The organism is Streptomyces sp. NPDC090032 (assembly GCF_044748025.1).
In the GTDB taxonomy this organism is placed as follows: domain Bacteria; phylum Actinomycetota; class Actinomycetes; order Streptomycetales; family Streptomycetaceae; genus Streptomyces.
In genome coordinates, this window is sequence record NZ_JBIVFF010000008.1 from 256146 (window position 1) to 276483 (window position 20338).

The 20338-nt window shown below is 72.0% G+C and carries 20 protein-coding genes; 10 read left to right on the plus strand and 10 right to left on the minus strand.

Features of this window, described 5'->3' with window-relative positions; genetic code table 11:
• The first annotated feature begins 32 nt into the window (after positions 1-32).
• Both ACIPWY_RS22020 and ACIPWY_RS22025 read left to right on the plus strand, forming a co-directional pair.
• The gene (locus ACIPWY_RS22020) at positions 33-905 is read left to right on the plus strand and encodes an acyl-CoA thioesterase (protein ID WP_393702760.1); all 873 of its coding nucleotides are present in this window, start codon (positions 33-35) and stop codon (positions 903-905) included.
• Complete coding sequence (locus ACIPWY_RS22025) at positions 902-1405, plus strand: tetratricopeptide repeat protein (RefSeq protein WP_393702762.1); 504 nt, start codon at positions 902-904, stop codon at positions 1403-1405. Before ACIPWY_RS22020 ends, ACIPWY_RS22025 begins: the two co-directional genes overlap by 4 nt.
• Before the next feature lie 37 nt (positions 1406-1442).
• On the opposite strand, the gene ACIPWY_RS22030 is transcribed toward ACIPWY_RS22025, so the two are convergent.
• Positions 1443-2384, minus strand: coding sequence for a DUF6397 family protein (locus ACIPWY_RS22030; RefSeq protein ID WP_393702764.1), 942 nt, complete (start codon positions 2382-2384; stop codon positions 1443-1445).
• Between the two features lie 110 nt (positions 2385-2494).
• Entirely contained in the window at positions 2495-2893 is a 399-nt protein-coding gene (locus ACIPWY_RS22035) for a roadblock/LC7 domain-containing protein (RefSeq protein WP_362908834.1), read from the minus strand.
• Positions 2894-2985: 92 nt separating this feature from the next.
• Between ACIPWY_RS22035 and ACIPWY_RS22040 the strand changes: the two genes are divergently transcribed.
• Complete coding sequence (locus ACIPWY_RS22040) at positions 2986-3414, plus strand: PPOX class F420-dependent oxidoreductase (protein ID WP_393702767.1); 429 nt, start codon at positions 2986-2988, stop codon at positions 3412-3414.
• 37 nt (positions 3415-3451) lie between these two features.
• On the opposite strand, the gene ACIPWY_RS22045 is transcribed toward ACIPWY_RS22040, so the two are convergent.
• From ACIPWY_RS22045 to ACIPWY_RS22065, 5 genes are read right to left on the minus strand one after another with little or no spacing between them, the layout of a single operon-like run.
• Positions 3452-4075: an ATP/GTP-binding protein gene (locus ACIPWY_RS22045; protein ID WP_362908835.1), complete on the minus strand. Its 624-nt coding sequence runs from the start codon at positions 4073-4075 to the stop codon at positions 3452-3454.
• Complete coding sequence (locus ACIPWY_RS22050; protein ID WP_362908836.1) at positions 4056-4487, minus strand: DUF742 domain-containing protein; 432 nt, start codon at positions 4485-4487, stop codon at positions 4056-4058. The genes ACIPWY_RS22045 and ACIPWY_RS22050 overlap by 20 nt, the downstream gene beginning before the upstream one ends.
• Positions 4488-4503: 16 nt before the next feature.
• Entirely contained in the window at positions 4504-4941 is a 438-nt protein-coding gene (locus ACIPWY_RS22055) for a roadblock/LC7 domain-containing protein (RefSeq protein ID WP_362908837.1), read from the minus strand.
• Positions 4938-7478 carry a nitrate- and nitrite sensing domain-containing protein gene (locus tag ACIPWY_RS22060; protein ID WP_393702770.1) on the minus strand — a complete coding sequence of 847 codons (2541 nt, stop codon included), beginning with the start codon at positions 7476-7478 and terminating at the stop codon, positions 4938-4940. The genes ACIPWY_RS22055 and ACIPWY_RS22060 overlap by 4 nt, the downstream gene beginning before the upstream one ends.
• Positions 7479-7534: 56 nt before the next feature.
• Positions 7535-8308, minus strand: coding sequence for an MHYT domain-containing protein (locus ACIPWY_RS22065; RefSeq protein ID WP_362908839.1), 774 nt, complete (start codon positions 8306-8308; stop codon positions 7535-7537).
• A 226-nt stretch (positions 8309-8534) separates the two neighbouring features.
• Here ACIPWY_RS22065 and ACIPWY_RS22070 point away from each other — a divergent pair, with 226 nt between their 5' ends.
• Entirely contained in the window at positions 8535-9134 is a 600-nt protein-coding gene (locus ACIPWY_RS22070; RefSeq protein ID WP_393702772.1) for a class I SAM-dependent methyltransferase, read from the plus strand.
• Between the two features lie 68 nt (positions 9135-9202).
• On the opposite strand, the gene ACIPWY_RS22075 is transcribed toward ACIPWY_RS22070, so the two are convergent.
• Positions 9203-9967 carry an alpha/beta fold hydrolase gene (locus ACIPWY_RS22075; RefSeq protein WP_393702951.1) on the minus strand — a complete coding sequence of 255 codons (765 nt, stop codon included), beginning with the start codon at positions 9965-9967 and terminating at the stop codon, positions 9203-9205.
• 137 nt (positions 9968-10104) lie between these two features.
• Between ACIPWY_RS22075 and ACIPWY_RS22080 the strand changes: the two genes are divergently transcribed.
• The 4 genes from ACIPWY_RS22080 (at position 10105) to ACIPWY_RS22095 (ending at position 13927) form a co-directional block, all read left to right on the plus strand.
• Positions 10105-10650, plus strand: coding sequence for a PadR family transcriptional regulator (locus ACIPWY_RS22080; protein WP_393702774.1), 546 nt, complete (start codon positions 10105-10107; stop codon positions 10648-10650).
• 71 nt (positions 10651-10721) lie between these two features.
• Positions 10722-11018: a hypothetical protein gene (locus ACIPWY_RS22085; protein WP_393702776.1), complete on the plus strand. Its 297-nt coding sequence runs from the start codon at positions 10722-10724 to the stop codon at positions 11016-11018.
• 179 nt (positions 11019-11197) lie between these two features.
• The gene (locus ACIPWY_RS22090; protein WP_393702778.1) at positions 11198-12181 is read left to right on the plus strand and encodes a hypothetical protein; all 984 of its coding nucleotides are present in this window, start codon (positions 11198-11200) and stop codon (positions 12179-12181) included.
• Between the two features lie 342 nt (positions 12182-12523).
• A complete protein-coding gene (locus tag ACIPWY_RS22095) occupies positions 12524-13927 on the plus strand; it encodes a tannase/feruloyl esterase family alpha/beta hydrolase (protein WP_393702780.1) in 1404 nt (467 codons plus the stop codon).
• A 9-nt stretch (positions 13928-13936) separates the two neighbouring features.
• On the opposite strand, the gene ACIPWY_RS22100 is transcribed toward ACIPWY_RS22095, so the two are convergent.
• Together ACIPWY_RS22100 and ACIPWY_RS22105 are read right to left on the minus strand one after the other, a co-directional pair.
• Complete coding sequence (locus ACIPWY_RS22100) at positions 13937-14119, minus strand: hypothetical protein (RefSeq protein ID WP_393702782.1); 183 nt, start codon at positions 14117-14119, stop codon at positions 13937-13939.
• A 338-nt stretch (positions 14120-14457) separates the two neighbouring features.
• Positions 14458-15513: a fatty acid desaturase family protein gene (locus tag ACIPWY_RS22105; RefSeq protein WP_393702784.1), complete on the minus strand. Its 1056-nt coding sequence runs from the start codon at positions 15511-15513 to the stop codon at positions 14458-14460.
• Between the two features lie 359 nt (positions 15514-15872).
• On the opposite strand from ACIPWY_RS22105, the gene ACIPWY_RS22110 reads away from it, so the two are divergent.
• Together ACIPWY_RS22110 and ACIPWY_RS22115 are read left to right on the plus strand one after the other, a co-directional pair.
• Positions 15873-18743: an SNF2-related protein gene (locus tag ACIPWY_RS22110; RefSeq protein WP_401534516.1), complete on the plus strand. Its 2871-nt coding sequence runs from the start codon at positions 15873-15875 to the stop codon at positions 18741-18743.
• On the plus strand, positions 18740-20095 hold the full coding sequence (locus ACIPWY_RS22115; RefSeq protein ID WP_401534518.1) for an SWF or SNF family helicase: 1356 nt from the start codon (positions 18740-18742) through the stop codon (positions 20093-20095). Before ACIPWY_RS22110 ends, ACIPWY_RS22115 begins: the two co-directional genes overlap by 4 nt.
• The last annotated feature ends 243 nt before the right edge of the window (positions 20096-20338 follow it).

The window sequence follows — 20338 nt, forward strand, 5'->3', positions numbered from 1 at the left end:
CGGAGCGCGGCGCAGAGATGAGAGAACAACCCATGACGAATCCAGCTGAGCGGCTCGTCGACCTGCTCGACCTGGAGCAGATCGAGGTCAACATCTTCCGGGGCCGCAGCCCGCAGGAGTCCCTGCAGCGGGTCTTCGGCGGCCAGGTGGCCGGCCAGGCGCTCGTCGCCGCGGGCCGCACCACCGAGGGCGACCGGCCCGTGCACTCGCTGCACGCGTACTTCCTGCGCCCGGGCCGTCCCGGCGTGCCCATCGTGTACCAGGTCGAACGGGTCCGCGACGGCCGGTCGTTCACGACGCGCCGCGTCACCGCCGTGCAGCAGGGCCGCACGATCTTCAATCTGACCGCCTCCTTCCACAAGCCCGAGGACGGGAGCTTCGAGCACCAGTTGCCGCCGGCGCGCGAGGTTCCCGATCCGGAGTCCCTGCCGACGATCGCCGACGAGGTGAGTGCTCATCTGGGCACGCTGCCCGAAGCGTTGGAACTCATGGCGCGGCGCCAGCCCTTCGACATCCGCTACGTGGACCGGCTGCGCTGGTCCCCCGAGGACATAGACCGCGCCGAGCCGCGCAGCGCGGTCTGGATGCGCGCGGTCGGGCCCCTCGGCGACGACCCGCTCGTGCACACCTGCGCGCTCACGTACGCGAGCGACATGACCCTCCTCGATGCCGTGCGCCTCCCGGTGGAACCGCTGTGGGGGCAGCGTGGTTTCGACATGGCCTCGCTCGACCACGCCATGTGGTTCCACCGCCCCTTCCGCGCGGACGAGTGGTTCCTGTACGACCAGGAGTCCCCGATCGCGACGGGCGGTCGAGGTCTGGCGCGCGGCCGGATCTACGACGTCGACGGACAACTCCTCGTGTCCGTGGTGCAAGAGGGCCTCTTCCGCAAGCTCGGGGAATGACCGGCGCCGACGGCCGGGACGCGTCGCTCGCGCGGGCCGTGCGGCTGCGCGAGGGCGGCCTGCGCGAAGAGTCCCGCGAGCTGCTCGTCGCGCTGTCCGCCCGGTTCCCCGACGACGCCGAGGTCGCGTACCAGACGGCCTGGGTCCATGACGCCCTCGGGCTCGAAGCCGATGCCGTCCCGTACTACGTGCGGGCAATCGACGGCTCCGGCCTGACCGAGGACGACCGGCGGGGCGCTCTGCTCGGTCTGGGCAGCACCTACCGCGCACTCGGCCGCTACTCGGATGCGGTTGCCACGCTGAGCGGCGGCGCCGTCGAGTTCCCCGAGGACAACGCCCTCAAGACCTTCCTGGCCATGGCCCTGTACAACGCGGGCCGCGCGCATGACGGAATGCGGCTGCTGCTGACCGTCCTCGCGCAGACGAGCAGCGACCCGGACCTCGTCGCGTACCGGCCGGCCATCGAGCACTACGCCAAGGATCTCGACGCCATCGAATAGGCCCACGCTTCCGAACTGCCGCTGCCACGGGCCTGGTTCAGGTTCCTCTGCGGCGGAGCCAGCCGCGCAATCCGCGCGACGGGCGGGGTGGCTCGGTGTCGGGCGGGCCCTGCACGCCCATAACCTTTGGCGGTTCCGCCAGCACCACATCCGGCGCCGGAGGGGCCACCGCCGGGAAGCCCGTGGTCGGTCGTGGCGCGGGCCGCAGGCGTCGTGCCTCCGCCAGGCTGAGCAGCAGGCTCGCCCTGAGCCAGCTGATCTCGTGCGGGTCGTCGGCCGTCATGATGCGCTCGGCGATGCGTGCCGACGGCGAGTCGGGCGTCCCGTGGCCCGCCGACTCGGGCCGCAGCTTGCTCAGATAGCCGCGCTCGTAAGGGCACTTGACGAGTTCGAGGACCGTCACCGCGTCCAGCAGGGACGCCACCGCAGCGGCTCGCTCCCATGCGTCGGTGCTCTGCCCGAGCAGATGACCCGCGTGCCGCGACCGCCAGTTCCGTGGCCGCAGATCGATCCCCGCGTCGAGGCGGGCGCGCATTCGGTCGGGTGCGCGTCCCGTCATCAGTGGTGCGTTGACCTCGGCCGCCGCGAACTCCCGCAGCTCTTCAGCGAGATAGAGCCAGACCACGGCCCGGTAACGGTTCAGGTAGAAGCGGACGGGCGTCAGCATCCCCGCGCGGGCGAGCCGGGTGAACCTGGCCGTGGTGATGTCCATGAGGCCCGCGCCTTCCGTGGTCCCCACGGCCCGAACGCGCTCGCGCAGCGTGTCCGGGAAGCCCGCGGTGTCACGCACCCGCTCGATCTCCTCGCGGGCGACGCGGCGGCGCCCGCCACCTTCGGCCGGTACGGTGCGGACCCGTCCGAGCCTTACAGCCAGCTCGAACTCGCCCCGTTTCAGCCCCAGTTCGCGAGCAGCCCGGCTCTGCGCGAGCGACGCGGCGTGCACCCGCGTGGCCGGTGTGGCGATGGTGTTGCCATCCATGTCTGATCTCCCCCGTGAGTCGTGATCGCTCCCGGGAAAAACCGTAGCCCGAATCCCGCCCGCGCCGCTGAGCCTGTGGATAACTCTGGCTCGCCTGGCGTTTATGCAGGTCAGGATCCGTCTGTCCGACGGGCTCCCACGCCGAGATGTTCGCCGACCCGATTGACGAGCAGCGTCATCTCGTACGCGACCTGACCGATGTCGGCCTCGGCCGAGCTGAGCACGCACAGGCAGCTGCCGTCGCCCGCCGCCGTCACGAAAAGCACGGCATCGTCGAACTCGACCATCGTCTGCCGGACGCCGCCGGCGCCGAAGTGCCGTCCTGATCCCTTGGCGAGGCTGTGCAGACCGGACGACACGGCCGCCAGATGCTCGGCGTCCTCCCGCCTGAGGTCGCTGCTCGCCCCGGTGACCAGACCGTCGTTGGACAGGACGAGAGCGTGGCGCACATGTTCGACACGCTCCGTCAGGTCGTCCAGCAGCCAGCCGAGCCCCTCGTTGTCCGCCATGATCCCGTCTCCCCCATTCCGATCGCTCCACCCGGAGGATCTGTCTCGCCAGCCTTCCCCACGCTCGGCGTCTCGGCAAGCAGGATGACCCCATGGCACACAAGATGACCGATGAGGAATGGCGGACGTTCGTCTCCGAGGGGACCCGTACCGCCAAGCTGTCCACCGTGCGGCCCGACGGCAGCCCGCACATCGCGCCCGTCTGGTTCGTTCTCGACGGCGAGCACATCCTGTTCAACACCGGCAAGGACACTGTGAAGGGCCGCAATCTCGCCAGGGACAACCGGGTGGCCCTGTGCGTGGACGACGAGCGGGCGCCGTTCTCCTTCACCGTGATCGAGGGCCGCGCCGAACTCATCGAGGACCTGACGCAGTTGCGGGACTCGGCCACCAGGATCGGTGCGCGTTACATGGGCGAGGACCGCGCCCAGGAGTTCGGCGAGCGCAACGGCGTGCCCGGCGAGCTCCTCGTGCGCGTGCGGATCGAGAAGGTCGTGGCCCTGGCAGGGCTCACCGACTGACAACGGCGCAGCTCAGTTCAATTCAGCTCAGCTCACCTCAGCTCACGGAGTCGAGGAGCCGGGCGGTGTGCATCCGCCCGGCGTACTCGACGAGCCGGATCAGCACCTCCTTCCCCGAGTCGCGGTCGCGGGCGTCGCACAGCACCACCGGCGTCCCCCGGTCGAGGTCGAGGGCGCGTGACACGTCGTGGGCCCCGTAAGTACGCGCGTTCGTGAAGCAGTTGACCGCCACGACGAACGGGATGCGGCGGTGCTCGAAGTAGTCCACGGCGGGGAAGCTGTCCTCGAGCCGTCGGGTGTCCGCGAGGACGACGGCACCCAGCGCGCCCTGCGACAGTTCGTCCCAGAGGAACCAGAAACGGTCCTGCCCGGGCGTGCCGAACAGGTAGAGCGAGAGGCCGGAGCGGATGGTGATGCGGCCGAAGTCCATGGCGACGGTCGTCGTGGTCTTGCGTTCCACGGCTCCGGTGTCGTCCACGTTCTGGCCCAGTTCGCTGAGCAGTTCCTCGGTGCGCAGCGGTCGGATCTCGCTGACGGCGCCGACCAGGGTGGTCTTGCCGACCCCGAATCCGCCCGCGACCAGGATCTTCAGAGCCAGGGCGGAGTTGTCGACGTCGCCGGCGTTGTTGGCGTTCGTCTCTTCAGAGTGCTCGGAGGCCATCGATGACTTCCCTCAAGATCTTTTCGTCGGGTAGCTGTGCGGGCGGCACGGGACGGCTGACCTTGACGCAGCCCATGTCCAGAAGGTCTCCCAGGAGCACCCTGACCACCCCTGCGGGGAGGTCGGTGCCCGCGGCGAGTTCGGCGACCGACTGTGTCTCGGTGCGGCACAACTCGATGAGCGCCCTGTGCTCGGGGCCGAGCGCCGTGTCGTCGTCCTTGCCGGGTGCGGCGTCGTCGAGTTTGACGAGTGCGATCAGATCGAAGCGCACCCCTCTCGGACCGGGTGACGTGCGCCCGCCGGTCATCGCGTACGGGCGGACCAGCGGGCCGGCCTCGTTGTCGTACCACTGGCTGCCCGACCGGTCCGGGCTGCCCCGTCCCTGGTCGTCCCTGTGCCCGTGATCGTTCATCGTCGTGACCGTCCGGTCATCCGGCGGCGGGCGGGTGCGCGGCGAACCGCGGTGGGGTGTAGAGGTGTTCGCCGACCCGCTTGACCATGCGGGCCATCTCGTACGCGACGAGGCCGATGTCGGCGTCGGCGGTGCTGAGGACGGCGAGGCACGAACCGTCGCCCGCCGCGGCGACGAAGAGGAAGCCGTCGTCCATCTCGACCATGGTCTGGCGGACGCCGCCCGCTCCGAAGTGCCGGCCGGCCCCCTTGGCGAGGCTGTGGAAGCCGGAGGCGACGGCGGCCAGATGTTCGGCGTCCTCGCGGCCGAGCCCGCTCGACGCGCCGACGGCGAGTCCGTCGTTGGAGAGGACGACCGCGTGCCGCAGCTCGGCGACGCGCAGCACCAGGTCGTCGAGGAGCCAGTCGAGTTCTCCGGACCGGGGCGCGGCGTCCGTGGTCGGGTCCTGGATCATGTGGGATCTCCTTCGGTGCTGTCGCTGCCGTGCACGGGTCCTGAGCCGGATCCTGGTGGGCGGCCGCCGCCCCGGACCCAGCCGTCGCGGAAGTCCGCCATCCGCTGCCGCGCCTGTTCGGGCGTGCGTGCGCCGGATTCCTGCTGGTGTGTGGCGCCGTTGTCGTCCTCCGGCCGCTCGCGCAGCTGGGGTGCGAGGCTCGCCTGCCGTACCCGCTTGGGCAGTCCGTCAGGTGCCTCGGAGTCGCTCTCGTCAGCAGGGGGCCTGTGCAGGCGCAGGGCGGTGACTCCGGGGGGCGTTGGGGTGTCGTGAGCCGTGTCCCTGTCGGGCACGGCGTGCACGGCGGCGGCGATGGCGGGGCGTGGCCCCTGGGCGGGCACGGAATTGCCGTTCATGTGGAGTGCTTCCGGGTCGGGCACGCGCGCGTGGTGGTGCTCCGCCGCGTGTTCCTGTGTGGCGTCCGCCCCGACGGACTTGTCGGGGGCCCCGGCGTGCAGCAGGGGGGTGGGCAGCAGGACGACCGTGGTGGTGCCGCCGTACGGCGAGGTGCGCAGGTGCACCTTGATGCCGTGGCGGTGGGCGAGCCGGCTGACCACGAAGAGTCCGAGCCGGTCGCTGTCGAACAGGTCGAGCGCTTCGGAGTGGGCGATGCGGTTGTTGGCCTCGGCGAGGGTCTCCTTGCCCATGCCGAGGCCCCGGTCCTCGATCTCCAGGGCGTAGCCGTTTCCGACGGGTTCGCCGCTGACCCGCACCTTGGTGTGCGGCGGTGAGAACTGGGCGGCGTTCTCCACGAGTTCGGCCAGGAGGTGGGTGAGGTCGGCCACCGCGGCGCCCTGTACGGAGGCGGCGGGCAGTTGCCGTACCTCCACGCGCGCGTAGTCCTCGACTTCGGAGACCGCCGCGCGGACCACGTTGGTCAGAGACACGGGGGTGCGCCAGGCTCGGCCCGGGGCGGCTCCGGAGAGGATGATCAGGCTTTCCGCATGGCGCCTCATGCGGGTCGTGAGGTGATCGAGCCGGAACAGGTCGCTGAGTTCGTTCGGGTCCTCGGCCCTGCGCTCCATGGTGTCGAGGAGGCCGAGCTGACGGTGGACGAGGACCTGGCTGCGGCGGGCGAGGTTGACGAAGACGCCGGAGATCCCGCTGGCGAGTTCGGCGCGTTCGGCGGCGGCGCGCAGGGCTGCCCTGTGCACCGTGCCGAGAGCCTCGGCGACCTGTCCGGTCTCGTCCTCGGCGGGAGGGCCTTCCGGCGCTTCCGCACGGACGTCGATCTCCTCGCCGGCGCGCAGTTTCCGCATCGCGTGCGGGAGTTTGCGCCGGGCGATCTCCAGGGCGCTGTTGCGCAGGCTGACCAGTTCGACGACCAGGCCGCGGCCGATGCGTACGGAGATCACGAGCGAGGCGCCGACGGCGAGCAGGCCGAAGAGGACGGCGGCGCCCGCGGGCGTGAGCAGTCCGCGGGTGAACGGATCCGCCCGGTCCGCGGCCGTGTGCGCCGCATCCGCCTCGATCGAGCGGAACCGGTTCTGCACGGTCGTGTGCGCGCTGTCCCAGGTGAGTGCGGGAGCCGCGGCGAGCGCCGCGCGGCCGGGCCGAGCGGCGAGAGCCTTGTCCTCGACGGCGCGTACGTCGCCGTACGCGCTCCCCTCCACGAGGTGGCGCCACGCAGTCCGTTGAGGTGCCGGGAGGTCGGCTACGGCCGATTCGGCCAGGTTGCGCCGGGTGTCGACCGCCCCGGTGAACAGCCGCAGCCTCTTACCGTCCAGCGAGCCCGCGAGACGGGCGGCGGCGAGCAGGGTGTCCTCGCGGGCGAGCATCTCGCCGGACCGTGAGAACTCGAGCAGCACGCGCGCGTCGGAGCCGAGACGGTCGTCCTGGACCCCGGTCACCGCACCGTTCACGGCGAACGCCGAGCCGATCGTCTTCGTGTACTGCTCGTACGTGCCCTCCCAGCCGGTGCGCCGGCCGAGCACCGCGCTGCGCAGGGGGCGCAGCTCGTCGGCGGCGGAGACGAACGCCGTCAGTCGCTCGCCGAGCCGCGCGGGCAGATCGGCGCCGTCCGCGACGGTGTTGCCGTCGCCGAGACGGAGCTTCGCCACGGCCCGGTCGGTCGCCGAGCCGCGCTTCTTGAGGTCGTCACCGCGGTCGGCCGCCGGCTTGGCGGCGTAGGCGACGGCCGCGGTGCGTTCGGCCTGGAGCGCGGCGACCGCGTCGGCGACGGGGCCACGGACCGTGGAGTCGACCCGCTGCAACTGTCGCATCCGGGCCACGTCCTGGGCCGTGGTGACTGTCGCGTACGCCCACAGAGCGAGCAGTGAGACGACGGGCACCATCAGAAGGCACACGATCTTGGCGCGGACGGTACGGGGCCGCAGCCCTCGGCGGCCCGCGCGCGTGGGAGGCACGACAGGAGCGGACGGACCGTCCGTTCCGTGGTCCTCTTCCGCGGGCGGTCCGGCGTGCGCGCGCCGTCCGCGCGCCGGGGGCGCGGGCTTGGGCTGCGCGCCGGTGATGGGGGTCCTACGGGGTGTACGCATGGCCTCCTCGCTCGTGGTGCGCTCGTGGTGCGAAGGGTGGTGGCGCCGTTGCGCCGTCAGCGGGCGACGCTCTCGACGGGCCGCTGGGCCGACTCGGAGGCCTCGCGCTCCCCCGTGGTGGGGGACAGCGCGACGAACGCGGACGTCAGGAAGAGGTAGGACCCGAGGCCGACGGCGAGGGGGAAGATGAACTGCATCGCCGTGGCCCCGGGCAGGGCCGCTGCGGAGGCCGCGACCTTCACGCTCACCGCCATCATTCCGGTGTAGTGCATGCTGCTCACCGCGCCGCCCATGACGAGGGAGGCGACCGCGACGGCGGCGGGTGACTTGATGTTGAGTCCGGCCCAGAGGGCGGCCGTCGCGGCCACGACGGCGATGGCGACGGAGAGCCCCACGAGCAGCGGGTCGTAGCGCACCTGGCCGTGCAGGCGCAGCGCCGCCATGCCCAGGTAGTGCATGCTCGCGACGCCGAGTCCCGTGGTGAGCCCGCCCAGCGCGAGGGCGCGGTTGGGGTCTCGGCTGTAGCCGACGGCGAAAACGCCGACGCCCACGACGGCCACGGCGACGACCAGGCTGAGGACGGTGAGCGGCACGTTGTAGCGGATCTCCGTTCCGGTGACGCCGAAGCCGAGCATCGCCACGAAGTGCATCGTCCAGATGCCCGTGCCGATCGCGGACGCCGCGGTGATCAGCCAGTTGCGCCGCGAACGGCCGGTGGCGCCCAGGGCGCGGACGGTGCAGCGCAGACCGAGCGCGGCGCCGATGGATGCCATCACGTATGACAGCACGGGGGTCAGCCAGCCGAAGGTGGCGTGGTCCAGGTGTCCCATGGCTCCGGGACGCTAGACCTCTCGGGGGCGCACAACAGGGGCGCATTTCGAAAGCTGCTGGAATCTGACAGAGAGACGCACCTGAACGATCGCGTCACGCTCGAACATGTGCACCGTCCGACATACGGCGGTTTCGGTTCGCATCGGTTCTCATGGGTCGCATGCGGAGTTTTCGATCCCTTGGACGCGCCTACGCACGCGCCCGTACGCGAGGGATCATGGAGTCATGAGCGACGACCACACGCACGTGCAGGAGTTCTTCTCGGCCCGCGCGGCCAACTGGGACGCACGGTTCCCCGACGACGGTCCGGCCTTCGAGGCGGCCGTCGCCGATCTGGGGCTCCGCGCGGGCGGCCGGGTGCTCGACGCGGGATGCGGCACGGGGCGCGCCCTGCCGGCGCTCAGGGACGCCGTGGGGCCTTCGGGAACGGTCCTCGGGGTCGACCTGACCCCCGCGATGCTGGAGGCCGCCGTACGGGCGGGACGGGCTCACGCCGGCTCACTCCTGCTCGCCGACGTGACACGCCTGCCCGTGCGGTCCGAGTCGCTCGACGCCGTCTTCGGCTCGGGGCTCGTCGCACACCTGCCCCAACCCCTGGAGAATCTCCGGGAGTTGGCGAGGGTGGTGCGTCCGGGCGGACTCCTCGCGCTGTTCCACCCCATCGGGCGGGCGGCGCTGGCCGCGCGACAGGGCCGCCGGCTCACCCCGGACGACCTGCGCGCCGAACCGAACCTCCGCTCGCTGCTGGCCGGTTCGGGCTGGCGCATGACGTCGTACGTGGACGAGGACGCCCGCTTCCTGACGCTGGCCGAACGCCAGGACTGACGCCGCACGGAGTTGGTGCCGTACAGGGGTTCGGGGTTTGTGCCGTACGGGACTGACGCCGTGCCGGGCTACGCGAGGGCGTGGTCCGCGACCGCCGCGGCGAATGCCTCAGCGTTGTCGAACATGACGTTGTGGCCGGCGTCGGGCACGGTGCGCACGCGCACTCCCGCGGCTTCGAGACCCGCGCGGTCCGCGAGTTCACCGCTGCGCGCGCCCTGCAGATACAGGCGGTCGACGTCCAGGTCCATGAGCATCCGCCGCATGGTGGGGCGGGTGCCGCGGGCAAGCCCGACGGCGGTGCGATGCAGGGCGAGGGGATCCGCGAGGCGCATGGTGGCCGCCCACAGGGGGCCGACCTTGGCGAGCACGCGCGCGTGGCCGCCGCCCGTGACGTATTCGTCCTCTCCGTAGGAGGCGATCCCGCTGCTGCCTTCCACGCGGGGAGGGTACGGGTCGAGGTTGGCCTCGGTGAGCACGAGCCGCGAGACGAGGTCGCGGCGCCGGTCGGCCAGGACGATCGCCACCGCGCCGCCCATGCTGTGCGCGACGAGCTCGGCGCCGGACGCCCCGGCCGCATCGAGAGCGGCCGCCAGGGCGTCGGCGTGATCGTCCAGCGAGTAGCCGAAGTCGGCGGGCCGGTCGCTGATTCCGTGCCCCGGCAGATCGACGAACAGCGAACGACGGCCCGCGAGTTCGGGCCTGCCGGCTATATGCGCGTGGTAGACGGTGGAGGCGGATCCCAGCCCATGGACGTACACCCGCGGCGCCCCGTCCCCGTCGCCCTCGACCCAGCGGATGTGGCTCCCCTGCAAGTCGAACCGGGCCTGCTTCAGCATGCGCCCTCCACTCCCTCTCCCCGACGACCGCACAGCCCCGCCCTTACGAGGCACTTCGCAGAGCATACATCGGAACCGATGTATTGCCAGACCGATGTACACCGAACCCGTAGGGAGTGCGGCACAATGAGGGGATGCTGGAACTCGCCATCCTCGGTTTCCTCTACGACGCGCCTCTGCACGGTTACGAGCTGCGCAAACGGATCACGGCACTGACCGGCCACGTGCGGCCCGTCGCCGAGAGCACGCTCTATCCGGCGATCAAGCGCCTGGAGAAGGCAGGCCTGCTCACCCGCGAGACCCAGCCGGGGTCGGTCGCGGCCCAGCGCCACGTCCTCAGCCTGACCGCGGCGGGCCGGGAGGAACTCCGCGGCAGGCTGGCGGAGCCCGGCCGAGCGGACATCACCGACGAGAACCGCTGGTTCACGGTCCTCGCGTTCCTGCGGCACCTCGACGACCCTGGGGCGCAGGCGACGGCGCTCGGGCGCAGGCTGGCGTTCCTGGAGGAACCGGCCAGCTTCTTCTACGAAGGTGAACGTCCGCTGCGAGCCGAGGAGTTGGACGACCCGTTCCGCCGCGGCATCCTCACCATCGCCCGCGCGACCAGCCGGGCCGAACTCGCCTGGCTGCGCTCCACTCTCGCGGACTTGGGAACACGCACGGAGGCGAAACCCTTCTGACGCTCGAACTCCCGCTCTACGTTGGTGATGTGACGCACCGTCGCACACCGCATCGGGGGAAGGTGGCATACATGCTCGACAGACTCCGCAAGGCTTTGGCCGCACGGACACCGGCCGGCGTAAGCGTCGCGGCGGCGCCGCGCAAGCGCCCGCCGAACCTCTTCGAGGCGGCGGCAACCTACGTCTCGGCGTCGGTCGAGGACGACGAGGACAAGCTCGCCGAAGCCGCGACCTGGGTGTCTCCGGAGGCCCTGACATTCGGCATCAACGAACTCGCGTGCCGGGCAGTCGTCGCGCTCGCGCGGGAGCGCGACGAGTCACCCCAGGTGGTGGCGCGGGCGCTGCTCGGCCTGCCTGCCGCCGGCTGACCCGCCTCGCCCGCCGGCTCTCCACAGCAGGCACACGAAGTGCGCACGGGATCTTGGCAGGGTCCGCGCACCGGGCGCAACGGCGGGCCCTTCGGGAGAATTTCCAGCTCAACGCCCTCGACGATCTCCACCGGTACTGGTTAGGGTGCGCCGACGGAGAACGCTCAGGGGAGGCTGGCATGGCCGGGACGGACGACACGGTCGCCGCCGGGGACGACGCGCTGTATGTACTGACGGCGGTGTTGCTGACCCCTGCGAAGTTCCCCAGTGTGCTCGGGGACGACTACCCGGAGGCATGCGCCGCGCTCGGGCTCGCACCCCTCGCCGACGGGTACGGGCTCGTGCTCGGGCAGGACGGAACGGGAGCACGCTGGACCGTCGTCATAGACGACGTGTCCCTCGTCGCCGTCGCCATCGCGTCCTGGGACTGCGGCATGGAGTACGAGTTGTCGCCCGACGAGCGCACGGTGGTCTCGGCCATGCCGGGGTGGCCGCTGGCCCTTTCCGTGTCCGCGCCGGGCGTCCCCGCCCCGCACGACCCGGAACACGACCCGGAGATCATGGACGGTCCGCCTCTCACGCCGCCGAACACGGAGACGTGGGGCCCTGCCCAACGACGCCTCGGCGCCGACGAGATCGCCCTCCAGTGGGCGTCCTGGCGGGACCAGATCGACGACAGTGCGTTCCTGACGGACAGCGCGGCCGACTCGGAGAGCTCCGAGGCGGCGGCCGGTGCGCAGGCGTCTGAGGAGGCAGGCGGCGCGGACGCCGACAGCGCGGCGACCTCCGCCACCTCCACCTCCGCTTCCACCACCGATTCCGGCGACGCAGCCGACAACACCTCGGCCAGCGCTGCCTCCGGGAGCGACTCCGAGGCGCAGAGCACGCGCGCCCCGCACGCGGGCATCCAGCGGGTCCTCGCCGAGGTAAGGGCCTACGTGGACTGCCCTCCGCCCCTGGGCCGGGTCCGGTCGGCGTTCGCGTCCGGGGACGCCCGGACCCTCCGGGCCGACGGGCCCGGCTGGTCGATGGTGGCCCGGACGGACGACATCGCGTTCGTACTGCTGGACGACGAGCCCGGTGAGGTGCTCCCCGTCGGGCGGGGCCCCGAACTGCCCGGCCTCCTGGAAGCGCTCGACAAGATGGCCGTACGCCCCTCCTGAACCTCCAGCAGCGGGCCCCCGCGGCCCGCTGCGCGGCCCGGTCCCGAGTTCACGCGTCGGAGCCCTGCCACTTTCGCTGTCGCGCCTCGGCATCTCCCTCACACTCTCGCGTACCTCGACTCCTTCGCTTTCGCGCCCCCTCCCCCGCTCCCACCCCTCCCTCCTCCCTCCTTTCGTGCATCCCGGCCCTGCCTCTAGCCGCGCACCCCAACCCCAACCCCGCCCCCCACATACCGCCCCTCTGTCCCATGTGGCGCCGGCCCATGGCCCGGTGCGCCGCGCCGCGCGCACGATGGCCCCGCTCGTCACCCCTGCCGGTCCTCGTCGTCGCGGAGGCTCCCCATGCGCGTGTCCGGAACAGTCCCCCTCGTCGCCACGGCCGTGTTGGCGCTGGCCGTCTCGGGGCCGGCGCCCGCGGGAGCCGCCGCGCAGAGCAGTGGGGGTGGGGCACACTGCGCTCGTCAGGAGCGGGTGCACGTCCCGGGTGCCGCCCTTCAACAGACCGCCTGCCTGGACGACTTGACGACGTCGGCCTTGGCCGGCACCCCGTACACCGACACCGCCGACCAGGCGGGCCTCACCGCGAAGGGGACCCGCAATCCGTCCGGCGTCCCCGGTTCGCAGGTCGACGGGTACTTCCCGGACGACTCCACGTCGAATACGACGCACGGCTGGCAGCACGACGCCCAGTTCGTGATCAGGCTGCCCGACCACTGGAACGGCGGCCTCGTGGTGACCGGCTCACCGGGCAACCGAAAGCAGTTCTCGACGGACGTGGCGATCTCCGACCGCGTCCTCGCCCAGGGCTACGCCTACGCAGCCACCGACAAGGGCAACACCGGCCCCGACTTCTACCGCGACGGAAAGCGTCCCGGCGACGCGATCGTCGAATGGAACAACCGGACCACCCAGCTCACCAGAGCGGCGAAGAAAGCCGTGGCACAGCGCTACGGGCGGGCCCCGCGGCGGACCTACATGACCGGGATCTCCAACGCCGGCTATCTGACGCGCTGGCAGCTGGAGAACCATCCCGAGTTGTACGACGGCGGCGTCGACTGGGAGGGCACCCTCTGGACCGCGGACGGCCCGAACCCGCTCACGTCACTGCCGACCGCCGTCGCGTACGGACTCGGGAAGGCCGACGACGACGATCTGTACCGCGTGGGCTTCGCGCGCGGCTCCGAATTCCTGTGGGCCTACCACCAGAAGGCCTACTGGGGAATCACACAGAAGATCTACCGAGCCGAGTTCGACCCCTCGTACGACGCCAAGTGCCCCGGCCCGTCAGCGGGTTCGACGACGGACGAGCTGCTCGCACCGTGCGCCTCCGACGCCTCGTACGGCTACGCGGCACGCCCCGCCTCGGTGCACCGCGCCGTCGCGCGGGTCGCGCTGAGCGGGCGGATCGGCAAGCCGCTGATCACGCTCCAGGGCGACCTGGACACCCTGCTGCCCATCGCGGCCGACGCCGATGTGTACGGGCGAATGGTCGACGACCGGGGGCGCGCCCGCCTGCACCGTTCGTACACCGTGCAGGACGGCACGCACACCGACGGCCTCTACGACACCTATCCCGACCGCCTGAGGCCCGTGCTGCCCTGCTATCGGTCCGCGTTCGACGTGCTCACCGCGTGGGTGGAGGACGGCACGCGGCCGCCCGCCGACCACACCATCGCCAGGCCGGTGGCCGGCGACGTCGTCAACAGCTGCTCGGCGACGGCAGAGGCAGCTGCCACCCGCCCGTAGCCCTGCCCGTCAGCGGCCTATCTCCCTGCGTGAGGCGCGGCGGAGCCTGCGCCGCTGGGAGGGGTCCAGCGCCAGGTAGGCCGCCGCGGGCACCCCGAGCACGATCAGGAGTGACGCCCACCAGGGCAGCCAGATCAGCAGGATGAGTCCGACCGCCACACCTCCTGCGGCGATCTTCGCGTTCCTCGACATGTCCGTCGCCTCCTTCGGGGGCTGCATACCGCCCTCGCCATGAGAGGCGGGCCCCCGCCTCTACTCTCTGAAACGGACTCGCCGCCCGGGCGGTTCCTGTTCACGACCCTGAGACACCCCTGAGCCTCCACCCTGACGCACCCCTGAGCCCCGCGCAGCCCCAGGCAGCGCAGAGAGTCCCAGTCGGCCCCGGGCATTCCCAGCCGGCACGCACGCCCTGAGCCCCGGGCGAGGAACCCGGGGCTCAGGGCTGCGCAGGAGGCGGCCGGCCCCACCCGGACGGTGCCTCACTCCAGGCGTCGGCTCACTTCATGCGCCGGGTCACTCCATGCGCCCGCTCATTCCATGCGCAGCGGCTCCCCGACCTCGTACATGTGGCGCAGGGCCTGCCGGTAGGAGTCGACGAGACCGGTCTCCGTGAAGGGGATGCCCAGGTCGCGGCAGTGGGCCTTGACGAGGGGCTGGGCCAGGCGCAGGTGGGGGCGCGGCATGCTCGGGAAGAGGTGGTGCTCGATCTGGTAGTTGAGGCCGCCGAGGAACCAGTCGGTCAGTGCGCCGCCCTTGATGTTGCGGGAGGTGAGGACCTGCCGGCGCAGGTGGCCCCAGCGCTCGCCGTCCGGGTCGGGCATCTCCATGCCCTTGTGGTTCGGCGCGAAGGCCATGCCGAGGTGGAGACCGAAGAGTGCCTGGTGGATCGCCGCGAAGGCGAGGGCGTGGCCGAGCGGCATGGTGGTCAGGAGCAGGACTACGTAGCCGACGACGTGGGCGACGAGGAACAGTCCTTCCACGGCGCGTTCGCGCGGGGGCTGGCGGCGCAGGTCCTGGAAGCCGTACAGCTTCAGGGCGAGGCCCTCCAGGAGGGTCAGCGGGAAGAAGAGCCAGGCCTGGTTGCGGGTGAGCCAGCGGCGGAAGCCGGAGCGGGTCGCGGCCTGTTTGCTGGTGAAGACGAGGACGTCGGCGGCTACGTCGGGGTCCTTGTCGATGTGGTTGGGGTTGGCGTGGTGCCGGTTGTGCTTGTCGTTCCACCAGCTGTAGCTCATGCCGAGCAGCAGATTGCCGTGGATGAGCCCGATGACCCGGCTCACGGCGCGGTTGCCGGTGATCTGGGCGTGGCCGGCGTCGTGCCCCACGAAGGCGGTGCGCGCGCAGAGCACCGCGAGGACGGGCGCGAGCGCGAGGACCCACCAGGAACCGCCGATGAGGGCCATGCCCGTGCCGACGGCGGCAAGGGACAGGGCGTTCAGCGCGATGTTGCGCACATACCAGCCGGTGCGCCGCTCCAGGAGGTCCTGGCGCTTGACGGTCCGCAGCAGCGGCGTGAAATCGCTGCCTCTCGGCTGCGTCCCGGTCGCACCTGAGGAATGGTCCACTACGGGTTCGACGGCCAGGGTCATGGCGAGGTCTCCGGTCTCTGGGCATGGCGACAGGCGCGGGATGGGGATGGAGGAGATGGGCATGGCGGAGCATGTGGCGACGGGGGCGAGGAAGACGTACTGTCCGGACGCCCTGCTCACGAGACGCCCTGACCTCAACAAACCTAGGAATCAGCGGCCTTGGCCACCATGAGGCCACCACCCGACTGTGCGCGGGGGTAGCACCGCCCCCGAAGGGGGGCTAGCTCCACCCCTTTCAGGCGGGGGTGACCGGCGTCACCTTGCGACGTGTCACGCCGGGCGGAGTCTTGGGGTACCCTCGGCGATTCCGCCCGGTAGTCAAATTTGAGGAACACGTCATCGCTGCCCACAGGCGTCCCGTGGCAACACTCCCCGAGATCTCCGAACTGGTCCGCTGCTGCGCTGTCTTCGTGCCCGGCGACCCGGCACGCAATGGAAGAGTCGCCTTCTGGCGCCCCGACGGTGGCCGGCCTCCGCACACCGAGGCGGGCACGCCCGAGGAGCTGAGCCTTGCCGTGCCCGGGGAAGCCGGTGCCGAGCGCGAGTCCGTACCGGCCGTCCTGTTGCCCGTACGCGCCGCACTACCCGTCCTCACGCGCGCGCGTGCCATCCCACAGGCGCACCCGACCGCCGTCTTCTGGAGCGCCGCCGCCGTGCTCGCCCTCCAGTTCACGGCGCGCGGCCTGCTGCTGCCCGGACTCACGGCGACCGATCACGACGCCTGGCGCGCGGGTCCGCTGCGGGCCGAGGACCTGGAGCGGGTCAGGGAGCTGGCCGCCGCGATGCCTCCCGAGGCCCACGCGACGCCCCTGGACGGTCCGGGGCCGCTCCGTCTCCCCGCGCCCGAGGCGCTGCTGCGCGCCTTCCTCGACGCCGTCGCCGACACCCTGCCCCGCTCCCCCGCGGCGAGCCTCGCCTCGGGCGCGCGGGCTTTCACCGCGCCCGAGCCGCAGCCGGTGCCCGGACACCGCGCGTGGGCCGCCGATGTCGCCGCGGGACACGACGCGGGCGTGCGGATCTCGCTGCGCGTCGAGGTACCGGGCATCGACCGGGCCGCGCCGGGGGCCGCGGACGAGGAGAACGTCGCCTTCCGCGCCGTGCTCCAGATGCACAGCGTCAGCGACCCCGCGCTCGTCGCCGACGCCGCCGAGGTCTGGGCGGCGTCGGGCGCTGCGGCCAAGGCATTCGGGCCACGAGCCCGCATGGACGCCCTGCTCGCGCTGCGGGGAGCCGCCCGAGCCTGGGCGCCCCTCGCGCCGCTGCTCTCGGCGGCCGTGCCGGACGCGCTCGACCTGGCGGACGAGGAGATCGCCGACCTGCTGGGCGCCGGGGCGCGAGCTCTCGCCGCGGCGGGCGTCGACGTGCACTGGCCCCGGCAGTTGGCGCGCCGGCTAAGCGCACGCGCGGTCATCGGCCCTCCGGACGAAGGGTCACCCGGAGGGGGGAACCCTGACCGATTCCGGACGGCCACCCCGTCGTTCCTCTCCGCGGACGCCCTCCTCGCGTTCAACTGGCGCTTCGCGCTGGGCGACCAGGAGCTGAGCCGGGAGGAGCTCGACCGGCTTGCCGAGGCCAACCGGCCCGTCGTCAGGCTGCGCGACCAGTGGGTCCTCATCGATCCCGAGGAGGCCCGGCGCGCCCGCGAGCACCAGGACCGCAAGGTCACGCCGATCGACGCGCTGGGCGCGGTCCTGACGGGTTCCACGGAGGTCGACGGCCGCCGCGTCGACGTCCACCCGACGGGCTGGCTGGCCGAGCTGCGGGAGCGGCTCGCCGACCCGGAGGGCATGGAGCCCGTGGGACAGCCCGCCGCGCTGGCCGCCGAACTGCGCGACTACCAGCTGCGCGGCCTGAACTGGCTGGCCCGGATGACGTCCCTCGGCCTCGGCGCCTGCCTCGCCGACGACATGGGTCTCGGCAAGACGATCACGCTGATCGCCCTCCATCTGCACCGGCAGAGCGCCCCGGAGACTGCCGCCCCGACCCTTGTCGTCTGCCCTACGTCCCTCATGGGCAACTGGCAGCGCGAGATCGAGAAGTTCGCGCCCGGCACGCCCGTGCGCCGCTTCCACGGCGGGCGCCGAAGCCTGGACGACCTCGCCCCCGGCGAATTCGTGCTCACCACGTACGGCACGATGCGGCTCGACGCCGCGCAACTCGCGGGTGCCGACTGGGGCATGGTCGTCACCGACGAGGCGCAGCACGTCAAGAACCCGCACTCGGCGACCGCGAAGGAGCTGCGGACCATCGGGGCACGCGCGCGCGTGGCGCTCACCGGCACCCCCGTGGAGAACAACCTGTCCGAACTGTGGGCGATCCTCGACTGGACGACCCCGGGGCTGCTCGGAAAGCTCGGCACGTTCCGCACGCGTTACGCGCGCGCGGTGGAGGAGGGCAAGGACCCGGCGGCGGCCCAGCGCCTGTCCCAACTCGTGCGGCCCTTTCTGCTCAGGCGCCGCAAGTCGGACCCCGGCATCGCGCCCGAGCTCCCGCCGAAGACCGAGACCGACCGCGCCGTGTCGCTGACCACCGAACAGACCGGGCTCTACGAGGCCGTGGTGCGCGAGACGCTCGCCGAGATCGCCGGGGCGGACGGCATCGCCCGGCGCGGACTGATCGTCAAACTCCTCACGGGGCTCAAGCAGATCTGCAACCACCCTGCCCAGTTCCTCAAGGAGGACGAACCGCGCATCCCCGGCCGCTCCGGCAAGCTGGAGCTGCTCGACGAACTGCTCGACACGATCCTCTCCGAGGACGCGAGCGTACTGATCTTCACGCAGTACGTGCAGATGGGGCGCCTGATCGAGCGCCATCTGACGGCTCGCGGCGTGACCTCCCAGTTCCTCCATGGCGGCACGCCCATCGCCGCGCGCGAGGCGATGGTGGGGCGCTTCCAGGAGGGCGAGGTGCCGGTCTTCCTGCTGTCGCTGAAGGCTGCGGGTACGGGCCTCAACCTCACCCGGGCCGAACACGTCGTGCACTACGACCGCTGGTGGAACCCGGCGGTCGAGGCGCAGGCGACGGACCGCGCGTACCGGATCGGGCAGCACAGGCCCGTGCAGGTCCACCGGCTGATCGCGGAGGGGACGATCGAGGACCGGATCGCCGACATGCTGGTGCGCAAGCGGGAGTTGGCGGACGCTGTGCTCGGCTCCGGCGAGGCGGCCCTGACCGAACTGACCGATTCCGAACTGGCCGATCTGGTCGAGCTGCGAGGGGGCGCACGATGACGGACCGTCACGAGTACGGCGACGACCTGTTCGACGGCGAGGAGGACAGCCCTGGCGAGGGGGCCGACGCGGCGCAGGAGGAGCGTGTCTTCGAGGCGCTGCCGCCCGTCCAGGGGCGCGGCTTCGCGCAGTCGTGGTGGGGACAGACCTGGCTCAAGGCGCTGGAGGACACCGCCCTCGACCTCCAGCAGCTGAAGGCGGGGCGCGCACTCGCGCGCGCCGGTTCCGTGGGGGCGGTCTCGGTGCGGCCCGGGCGGGTCACCGCGCTCGTCCGGGACCGGGGCGGTGCCGTGTACCGCGCGGACGTGCTGCTGCAACGGCTGAGCGAGGAGGAGTGGGACCAGTTCCTCGGGATGACGGTCGAACGAGCCGGGCACATCGCGGCGCTGCTCGACCGCGTGATGCCGCCGCACCTGGTCGAGGACGCGGCGGCGGCCGGCGTGGAACTGCTTCCGGGAATCGGCGACTTGGAGCCGCGCTGCGGGTGTGACGCGTGGGACCACTGCGCCCACACGGCGGCGCTCTGCTACCAGCTGGCCCGCCTCCTCGACCAGGATCCGTTCGTGCTGCTGCTGATGCGCGGGCGCCGGGAGCGGGCACTGCTCGACGAACTCCAGGTACGCAGCGTGGCGTCCGCCACGGCCGGGTCCGCCGACGCGGAGACCGACGAGGAGACCGACGAAGGGCCCGTGCACGCGGACGGCGTCGACGCCACGGAGGCTTTCGCGGCGGGGAGCATCCTGCCGCCGCTGCCGGCCGCTCCCCCGGTGCCGCCCGAGGCGGGGCGCGTGCCGTCCCTGGACACGGAGACGGAGCCGCCTGCCGGGACGGATGTGGCGGCGCTGGAGTTCCTCGGCGCGCGGGCAGCGGCCGAGGCGCACCGGATGCTGACGGATGCGCTCGCTCCGGGCCACGAACTACGGTCACCGGAGGTTGAGTTGACGATGGATCAGGATGCGGCCCGGCTGGCCGCGGGCGCCCCTGAGGCGTGGATCGGGGCCAGGCTCGCCGACGGGTCGGGGCGCGACCGCGAAGGTCTCGCGGCGGCTGTGTCGGCCTGGGAAAACGGGGGCACCGCCGCCTTGTCCGTCCTGGAGGACGAGTGGACGCCGGACGCAGAGACGGCGGCACGCGCGCGTGCCGCCGTCGAAGCGGCCTGGGACGCCGGGGAGCGCCCGCCGCTGCGGGCTGCCCGCAACCGGTGGACGGCCACCGGCACGGACGCGCAGGTGCGGCTCGGCCGCGACGGCCGCTGGTGGCCGTACCGCAAGCGCCGCGGCCGCTGGCTCCCGGCGGGTCCGGCGGCCCACGACCCGGCCGCGGCACTCTCGGCCGCCACCGGGGAGGAGTGACCTCCGGCCGGGGGTGACCACGCACCAGCGCGCGCCCCGGCCGGACCCTTACTGGCAGCGACCCCCGACCCCCTCGAAGCCCGCAGCCCACAACCCAGCCGCAAAACTCCCGGACGCCACCCGGGACGAGCGAGCTCCGGCCGAGGCGACCACGCACCAGCGCGCGCCCCGGCCGGACCCTTACTGGCAGCGACCCCCGACCCCCTCGAAGCCCGCAGCCCACAACCCAGCCGCAAAACTCCC